The sequence below is a fragment of the Streptomyces sp. CNQ085 genome (genome assembly GCF_022614595.1).
Classification (GTDB): Bacteria; Actinomycetota; Actinomycetes; order Streptomycetales; family Streptomycetaceae; genus Streptomyces.
Window position 1 is genome coordinate 1 of the sequence record NZ_JAJFAU010000182.1, and the last position, 8489, is coordinate 8489.

Consider the following 8489-nt stretch of genomic DNA (forward strand, 5'->3'; position numbering starts at 1 on the left):
GCCACCGGCCGCCCACCGCCGCCGGCACCACGGCGGCGGCGGCCGCGAGGGGCCCCGCCAGCGACAGGAGGTCGGGCGGCAGGGCGCGGAGCGGGCGCGCGGAGGCGCAGCGCCGGACCAGCACCACCCATGTCGAGGCCAGGGCACTGCGGGAGGGGTCATACCCTCCGTGGAGCTCGGCCCACCGGGCCAGGGCGGCGTCGCGGCCAAGCGCTCCGGCGGGCCCCGCCAGCGCCCTCCCGCGGCCGCGGGGGCGCTTCTTCGTGGCCGTGGGCGCTCCGGAGCCCGCCCGGGGGGCCGCCTCACCGGCCGGGCGATGGCCCGGCGCCCGGCTCCCCGGGGAGGGGCGGAGCACCGCGAGGAGGGATTCCGCGCGGCTGTCCAGGCAGAGCATCAGCTGGTAGCCGACGAGCAGGACCGCGTGCAGCAGGTACAGCCACAGTCCCAGTGCCACGGTGACCCCGGGGACGACGAGTCCGCCGAACGGCAGGCTCCAGTCGACCGGGATGGCCAGGAACACCACGAAACCGCCGAGGAAACCGCACAGGAACGCACCCGTCGCGAACGCGGCCGGGACCGCCGCCCGGGGGGCGGCGGCGCCGACGCCGACGAACCGGAAGACCAGGAGGACCTCCGTGGAGAGCAGGATCCACGCCAGGTGGAAGGCCAGGAAGGCGGACAGGGCGTAGTGCCGGGCGCCGGATTCGGCCAGCCGGGCCAGCGGCGGGCCGGCGTACAGGGCGATGCCCGTGAGAAGCGGGGCCACCGCCAGTGCGGGCGCCAGTCCCAGCCTGCCCCGCCAGCCGGTGAACGTGTCGTCCTGTGCCGCCATCGGGGACAGCTGCAGGAAGCCCCGGCGCAGCCCTTCCCCGTACACGCTGGCGGGCACCAGCGTGAGGGCGAGAGCCGGCCAGGACAACCGGACCGCGGCCTCGGCCAGGGTCCGCAGTCCTGTCTGCACTCCGTGCCCGTGGGGAAGAGCGTCCGCGATCTGCGCCACGGCCTGCCGGGTGCCGTCCGCACCGATCGCGAAGGCACACAGCCGGAGCAGGAGCAGTGCCAGGGAGACGGCGGAGACCATTCCGAAGAAGGAGATCCCCGCCGCCACCAGGGCCACCTGCCTGCCGTGCAGACCGCCGCGCACCTCGCGGACGAGCATGCGCAGCGCACCCCGCCTCGTGTGCGCAGCACCAGTCGGCACCGGTCACTCCTCCGCATGTCCTATGGGGCATATGTGCGCTTTGTGGTGACGATACAGTCGTCGTCCGCGGGCTTCACCCGGTCGACCGAGTCGTGCGCCTGGGCACGCAGGGCGTCCAGATCGACACCGACCAGACGCCCGGCCCACTTGCGGACGCGGCCCGCGACCCAGACCGAGGTGATGTTGCCTCGGTCGGCGCCCGGCACGAGGGTCCCGACCGGGTCGTGCGGCGGCATGGTGTCGAGGTCCTCGGCCCCGACGACGAGGTCGGCCTGCTTCCCCCGGTGTGATGGACCCGGTGACGCCGTCGAGCCGGAGCGTCCGGGCACCGGACAGCATCGCGAAGTCCAGGACGTCGCGTGTGGTGATGCGGGTGGTGGCGCGTGCGGGCTCGTCGCCGGTGCCGTGGGCGGCATGGGCGGCGCGCATGCGCTGGACGGCCAGCAGGGTGCGCATCCGCGTGAACATGTCCGACGCGAGCGACACGGTGACGCCCGTGTCGCGCATCGCGGACCACGCGTCGGCGGCGGCGCCGATGCCCGGTACTCGAGCTTGCCGCCGCGGGTGGCCGCGTTGCGCCGCGGCTCCCGGGATGCCATCGAGGGTGCCCGGCCCAGCTGCTGGGCTGTCTCCCGTACTCCGGCGCCCCTCACGCGCAACAGGGCGATCTCCTCGCGTTCGGCGAACGAGAGACAGCGGCCCGAGACGGCAAGATCGATCTGCGGCATCCCGCCGGCATGCCGGAACCACCGTGTGCCCACCGCCGGCGCAGCCCCGACGGCGACAGCCGCATCGTCACTGGTCAGTCCCTTGGCTGTCTCACACCAGAACAGTCGCTCAACCTCCCGCCGCGTCGAGGGCCGCCCCGGCGACTTCATCGGCGACCGCCCCGTCAACTCCGTCATCCAACCCGCTGGCCGTCCCACAACACACCTCTCTGATCAGGAGTGTTGCGACGACCGGTTGAACCTGGGCGGTACACCGGCGCCGGCGTCGGCCAGTCCATGAGCGCGGTCGGCAGCTCGGCGGACGACGCGCTCGCCGAGTCCTTCAACGCGACGTTCAAGCGAGAGACCCTCCAGGGTCGCAGGCACTGGTCCAGCGAGCGCGAGGCCCGTCTCGACGCGTTCCGCCGGCTGCACCGCTACAACACCCGACGCCGCCACTCCCGCCTCGGGCACCGCAGCCCCACCGCCTACGAGAACACCTTCCGAACGGCATCAACCACGCTGAACGCCAGCCGCATAACCCCTGTCCAGGGTTCGGGGTCAAGACCCGGTCGCCGCGCACACCCCCACCTTGCCGGAGAACTTCGCGTAACCCACCGCCTGGAAGGCCGACATCTCCTCGTGCCGGGACTGGGCGAACTTCGGCCTGTTCTCCGGCCGGCCCCACGCGGCCAGCAGACCGTTGATGCCCTCTCCCGCGTAGCCGAAGACGTGATCAACCCCCCATTCGCGCAACCGCTGCAGGACGTAGTGGGCCACCTTCATGTTCGCAACTCGTCTCTCCGTTCCCTGTGTCGCGGAAGTCCCGGGCCGCCACTCCTGTCCGTAGACATGGGCCACCGCCCTGGCAACCGTGGCGCCCGGGCGGAAACCTCGGCCCGCCCCCTCTCCCGGATTCGGGACCGTTCCGCGAGTGTGGGGAGGGTGTCCTGATCCCGCCTCTTGCCGCATTGGCATGTCATCGTCATTCTGGGCGACACGGCGGTTTCTACCCGCATAGACAAGAGGCCGCCCGCGTCCGCGTACCGATCCTCATGCATCCACCCCGCCGCATCCGCAGGAGACCCGCATGACCAGACACCGGTTCAGAACCACAGTCGTGTGCGCCGCCTTCCTCGCCCTCGGTCTCGGCACCGTCCAGGAAGCAGCCTCGGCCCCCGCCCCGCCCGAGACCCCGCGCGGCTCCGGGAGCGTCACCGCGATCGAGGAGGACGCCGCCCGTTCACTGGCATCCTCCCTCTCCGACCCCGCCTGGCGGGCCCGGGTCGAGACGGCGGCCCTCGCCTCGGACGAGGTCGGTCTCGGCGAGCTCACGGGGAAGGCCTCCTCACCTGCCGCGCGGGACCTCGAATCGGCGGTCGGCGATGCCGAACGAGCCCTCGTCGAGGCCAAGGGCCTCGGCCCCCAGACCGACCCCCTGCTGCACCTCCGCCTCGCCGACGAGTCGATGCGCAGGGCACTGAAGGCCGGGGCCGAGCCCCTGGTGGCGGCCGCCCCCGCCGACGACGGCGCCACCACGGTCACCGCCTACGACAGCACGGGCCGCTCACACACACTGGACGCACACCGGCTCCCCGAGCGTCCCGTCTACGTGGTCGGCGTCGACGCCGAGCGGGCCGTCGCCGCGGGCATGGCCGTCCTGCGCGAGGAACTCGCCCGGCACGGCCTCCCCACGACCGCCCCGGTGAACTCCGCGAGCACCGCGAGCGACGGTTTCTGGACAAGCCGCATCACCTCCGTGAGGCTGTCCGACGACGAGGAACCCTGGTTCAAGGGCGACGCCGAGATCTACTCGCTGGTGGCCGGCTTCGGCCAGGACGGCAAGGTGCGCGTCGACCCGGTCGACATGCCGTACCTGGACGAGGACGGCAAGACCTACCGGCCCAACCAGATCCTGGTGAACTGGTCGTATTACAAGTACAACCTCGCCGACGTGGTGATGATGGAGGAGGACGGCGGCACCAACTACCGGTCGCTCGCCAAGGCCATCGCCGGCGCCCTGCTCACCATCATCGACGCGGGAGCCTACGTCCCGCTGGTCAACGCCGTGCTGGACGCCATGCCCGACGACTGGTGGACCGACGATCCCGACTACGTGGACTCCTGGTACACCCTCGCCCGGAACAGCGCGGGTTCGTTCAGGGGCGCGCGGGGCAACGGCACCATGACGCTCGAACCGTACTGGGTGTCGGCCTTCTAGACGCATCGCCCCGGCGCCACGCGGCCTCCACGGCGTACTCGCCGTGGAGGCCCCGCGTGGCGCCGTCCGTCACCGGATGTCGTGGCCGCCATGGGTACGGAGGCGGCCCCGCGGGGCAGGCCCCCGCGCCCGCGGCAACGGCGTGAGGTGGCCGCGTGCCGCCCCCGGGCCGGCGGGGACGACCGGGCGCGGCCTGTTTCCGTACCCTGGCGGCATGCGCATGCGCCCCACTCTGAGCTGGACCCCCACCGAGGACCTGCCGCCGGGCACCACGGACCTGGGGCCGGTCGCCGACGCGCTCGGTGCCGGCGGTGTGCTGGTGCTCAGCGGAGCGGGCATCTCCACCGAGTCGGGCATCCCCGACTACCGGGGTGTGGGCGGGAGCCTGAGCCGGCACACCCCGATGACCTACCAGGAATTCACCGCCGACGCCCGGGCCCGGCGCCGTTACTGGGCACGCAGCCACCTCGGCTGGCGCACCTTCGGCCGCGCCCGCCCCAACGCCGGGCACCGGGCCGTGGCCGCGTTCGGGCGGCACGGACTGCTCTCGGGCGTGATCACCCAGAACGTCGACGGCCTGCACCAGGCCGCCGGCAGCGAGGACGTCGTGGAACTCCACGGAAGCCTGGCCCGGGTCGTCTGCCTCTCCTGCGGCGCCGCCGGCACGCGCCGCGAACTCGCCCGGCGGCTGGAGGAGGCCAACACGGGCTTCGAGCCGGTGGCCGCCGGATTCAACCCGGACGGTGACGCCGACCTCACCGACGGACAGGTCGGGGACTTCCGCGTGGTGCCCTGCACGGCCTGCGGCGGCACCCTCAAACCGGATGTGGTGTTCTTCGGCGAAGCCGTTCCGCCGCCGCGGGTCGAGCACTGCCGCGAGCTGGTGGGCAAGGCGTCCTCGCTGCTGGTCCTGGGGTCCTCGCTGACGGTGATGTCCGGGCTCCGGTTCGTCCGCCAGGCGGCCCGGGACGGAAAGCCGGTACTGATCGTCAACCAGGATCCGACCCGGGGCGACGGACACGCCCTCGTCCGGGTCGCGCTCCCCCTGGGAGCGGCCCTCACCACCGTGGCCGGCCGGCTGGGCGTCCCCGTCGATGGCCAGGCGCCGGACCGGGCGGGGCGGTGACGGTAGCGGCCGCCGTCGCCGTCACGGGTTCGGTTCCGGTGGAAGCCGGAGGCGGACAGTACGAGCATTGAGGAAACCGGACATGAGGTGTCGGATTTCGGGTCGAGTATGGCCGCGACGGCCGACGTCGACGGTGGACGCGGGCCGAGGCCCCAAGGATGGACAAGGATCCCCATGCGCGAAACACCGGAGGAGTTCGAAGAGCTCCAGGCCCTTCTCGACTCCTCGCTCTCCCGCTCCACCCCGCATCTCCGCTCGATCGTCAGCACTGAACGCACCCTGACCGCGGGGCAGCTCACCAGGGTCCTCACCGGCATGTGCACCCTCTCCCTGGCCACCGTGACGGCGAAGGGCGAGCCGCGCGTCAGCGGCGTCGACGGGCACTTCCTGCACGGGAGGTGGCACTTCGGCACGGCACGCGACGCCGCCAAGGCCCGTCACCTCGCCGTGCGGCCCGCCGCCAGCGCCGCGCACATGCGGGGCGAGGATCTGGGGGTGTTCACCCACGGCGAGGTGGAGATCCTCAACCCCCGCGGCGGCGAACCGGCCGCGGGGTGGCCGGAGCTGCTCTCGTACCTCAAGGACCTCTACGGCGAGAACGCCTTCGACTGGGACGAGGATGTGGTCTACTACCGGCTGCGCCCGCACTGGATGACCGCCTACGCCCCCGACGCCGCGAAACTCACCGCGAACGCCCCGGCCTGACCGGGGCACGGGCCGCGCTCGGCCACGGCGGCAGGACTTCCGTGCCGGCGGCGGCGCGGGCGCTCCATGACCGCGGGCGCCCGCACCGCCCTGCCGGTCAGGCCGGTGCCCCGGTGGCCGAGCCCGCCCGGGCTGCCTCCCGCAGGACATGGCGGCGGCGGACCGGCAGACCGAGGGTCGGGTTGGCGACGCCCCATGCCGCGCCCCTGCAGACCAGCTCCTTGTAGACGGCGGCGAGCCGGCCGGTCAGGGCCGCGCCGGTGGCCCGGTCGTCGGCGGTGACGTACTGGATCAGGCCCTCCCGGCGGCCCAGGGAGGCGCACTGGTTGAAGTAGCGGATCGGGATCCTCGGGAGTTTCCCGCCGGTCAGACGTGCGGCGATGGCGTCCGCGGCCTGCCACGCGGTGGGGACGCCAGAGGCGCACGACATCCGCAGCGGCTTCTCCCCGGGGCCCATCGCCAGGGCGGCGTCGCCGACGGCGTACACCTCGGGGTGCGAGACCGAGCGCATGGTGGCGTCGACCACGATCTGGCCCGTGCCGGTGGTCTCCAGCGCGCTGGCCCGCGCGAGGGGGTGGGCGGCGAAGCCGGTGGCCCACACGGTGACCGCGGCCGGGATGGCCTCGCCGCCGGCGGTGGTGACGCGGTCGGCCCCGACTGCGGTGACGGCCGTGTGCTCGTGCACGGTGACGCCGAGCCCGCCGAGGACCTTCCGCAGGTGGCCGCGTCCCTTCTCCGAGAGGTCGTCTCCGAGGCCGCCGTGGGTGGCGAGGGCGACCGCGAGGTCCGGGCGTGTCTCGGCGATCTCGGCCGCGGCCTCCAGTCCGGTGAGCCCTCCGCCGACGACGAGGACCGGCTGCCCGTCGGCCAGGCCGGCCAGGCGCTCGCGCAGCCGGAGCGCTCCGGCCCGGCTCGCGATCTCGCAGGCGTGCTCGACGGCGCCGGGCACGCCCTGGTCGTTCCAGCCGCTGCCGAGGGCGTACACCAGGGTGTCGTACTCCAGCTCCCGGACGGCTCCGGTGGCGTCGGCGACCGTGACAACCCTGCGGTCGGCGTCGACGCCGGTGACCTTCGCGGTCGTCAGTTCGACGCCGGTGTCCGCGAACATCTTCTCGAGCGGCCGGGGCCTGAGGTCCTGGCCGACCGCGAGCTGGTGCAGCCGGACGCGCTCGACGAAGTCGGGGTCGGCGTTGACGAGGGTGACGGCGACCTCGTCGCGGTGCAGCCGCCTGGCGAGACGGCCGGCCGCGGCGGCTCCGGTGTACCCGGCTCCGAGGACGACGATGCGGTGCTTCATTCTCCTGGCTCCTATCTGCACGGCTCCGCTCCTCGCGGAACTCACCCCTTGAACCGGGCAGCGCGCCGTTTCCTGACGGGGCCGTGACGTGATGCGGGCCACACCGGGTCCGGAGGCGGGTCCCACTGGGGTGGGGAGCGCCTCCGGGCCGCGGTCAGAACGCGTGGAACAGGGGTTCTCCGTGCTCGGTGGCCGCCCACACTCCGGTCGCACGCCCGAGCTTGTCGGGATTGGCCTGACTGCGGATGGCGGCGATCCCCTCGGCGGTGACCTCCAGGCACATGACGCCGACGACCCGGCCGTCCACGGCCGCCAGGACGGCCGGCCCTCCGTTGGCGGTCGTGATGTGGAGTTCGGGCGATCCGCCGACCAGGGCGCGCTTGGACCGGGCGGGCTTGAACAGGATCCGCATGAACTTCGCGATCGCGAGGGCTCCCTCGACCGGCCCGGGACGGGCCGGGACCTTCCCGCCACCGTCACCGACCGAGACTGCGTCGGCGGTGAGCAGCCGCACCAGCGGCTCGGTCCTCCCGCCGGCGGCGGCCGCCAGGAACTCCTCGACGATCCGCCGGGCGGCGGCCTCGTCGACCTCGGTACGGGCCCTGCCGTCCGCGATGTGCTTCCTGGCACGGTGGAGGAGCTGCTGGCTGGCGGCCTCGGTGACGCCGAGGATTCCGGCGATCTCCCGGTGCGGATAGTCGAATGCCTCCCGCAGCACGTACACCGCCCGCTCGTGGGGGGACAGCCGTTCCATGAGGGCCAGGACCGCGTACGAGACCGACTCGCGCTGCTCGGCGGTGTCGGCCGGGCCGAGCATCGGGTCCCCTTCCAGCAGCGGCTCGGGGAGCCACTGGCCCACATAGGTCTCGCGCCGCGCGCGGGCCGAGGCGAGCTGGTTGAGACACAGGTTGGTGAGCACCTTCGTCAGCCAGGCCTCGGGGACCTCGACGCGTCCGACATCGGCGGACTGCCAGCGCAGGAAGGTCTCCTGCACAGCGTCCTCGGCCTCGCTCGCGGAGCCGAGGAGACGGTAGGCGATGGCCTCCAGGCGGGGCCTGGACGCCTCGAAGCGTTCCACGTCCTTCACGGTCAGCGGCATGGCCTGGATCCTAGGTCGTGTCTGATAATTGATCTTGTGGCTGGTCGTGGTGAGCTGACGGATGCGGCGTGGGAGCGGATAGCGCCGCTGTTGCCGGGTGTTGACGGGCGGGGTCGTCCGTGGCGGGATCACC

At 73.0% G+C, this 8489-nt stretch carries 8 protein-coding genes and 3 pseudogenes; 5 read left to right on the forward strand and 6 right to left on the reverse strand.

Going from position 1 to position 8489, the window contains the following annotated elements:
• The 3 genes and pseudogenes from LJ221_RS21850 to LJ221_RS21860 all read right to left on the reverse strand — a co-directional run.
• On the reverse strand, positions 1–1201 hold a 1201-nt coding region (locus LJ221_RS21850), incomplete at its 3' end, for a YhjD/YihY/BrkB family envelope integrity protein (protein WP_241718438.1).
• A gap of 20 nt (positions 1202–1221) precedes the next feature.
• Positions 1222–1437, reverse strand: coding sequence for a hypothetical protein (locus tag LJ221_RS21855; RefSeq protein WP_241718444.1), 216 nt, complete (start codon positions 1435–1437; stop codon positions 1222–1224).
• A gap of 243 nt (positions 1438–1680) precedes the next feature.
• Positions 1681–2106, reverse strand: a pseudogene (locus tag LJ221_RS21860) (helix-turn-helix domain-containing protein); the annotation flags it as partial.
• A gap of 84 nt (positions 2107–2190) precedes the next feature.
• On the opposite strand from LJ221_RS21860, the pseudogene LJ221_RS21865 reads away from it, so the two are divergent.
• Positions 2191–2403: pseudogene (locus LJ221_RS21865) on the forward strand (integrase core domain-containing protein); the annotation flags it as partial.
• Positions 2404–2478: 75 nt separating this feature from the next.
• On the opposite strand, the pseudogene LJ221_RS21870 reads toward LJ221_RS21865, so the two are convergent.
• Positions 2479–2694 (reverse strand): annotated as a pseudogene (locus tag LJ221_RS21870) (thiamine pyrophosphate-binding protein); the annotation flags it as partial.
• Between the two features lie 304 nt (positions 2695–2998).
• Here LJ221_RS21870 and LJ221_RS21875 point away from each other — a divergent pair.
• The 3 genes from LJ221_RS21875 to LJ221_RS21885 all read left to right on the forward strand — a co-directional run bounded on the left by LJ221_RS21875 (position 2999) and on the right by LJ221_RS21885 (position 5960).
• A complete protein-coding gene (locus LJ221_RS21875) occupies positions 2999–4129 on the forward strand; it encodes a DUF3103 family protein (protein WP_241718439.1) in 1131 nt (376 codons plus the stop codon).
• Positions 4130–4343: 214 nt separating this feature from the next.
• Positions 4344–5255: an NAD-dependent protein deacetylase gene (locus tag LJ221_RS21880; protein WP_241718440.1), complete on the forward strand. Its 912-nt coding sequence runs from the start codon at positions 4344–4346 to the stop codon at positions 5253–5255.
• Positions 5256–5429: 174 nt separating this feature from the next.
• Positions 5430–5960: a pyridoxamine 5'-phosphate oxidase family protein gene (locus LJ221_RS21885; protein ID WP_241718441.1), complete on the forward strand. Its 531-nt coding sequence runs from the start codon at positions 5430–5432 to the stop codon at positions 5958–5960.
• A 97-nt stretch (positions 5961–6057) separates the two neighbouring features.
• Here LJ221_RS21885 and LJ221_RS21890 read toward each other — a convergent pair whose 3' ends face one another.
• A complete protein-coding gene (locus LJ221_RS21890) occupies positions 6058–7257 on the reverse strand; it encodes an NAD(P)/FAD-dependent oxidoreductase (RefSeq protein ID WP_241718442.1) in 1200 nt (399 codons plus the stop codon).
• Between the two features lie 154 nt (positions 7258–7411).
• Entirely contained in the window at positions 7412–8356 is a 945-nt protein-coding gene (locus LJ221_RS21895) for an RNA polymerase sigma-70 factor (RefSeq protein ID WP_241718443.1), read from the reverse strand.
• Positions 8357–8392: 36 nt separating this feature from the next.
• On the opposite strand from LJ221_RS21895, the gene LJ221_RS23795 reads away from it, so the two are divergent.
• Positions 8393–8489: transposase (locus LJ221_RS23795; protein ID WP_374228530.1), on the forward strand; the 97-nt coding region annotated here is incomplete at its 3' end.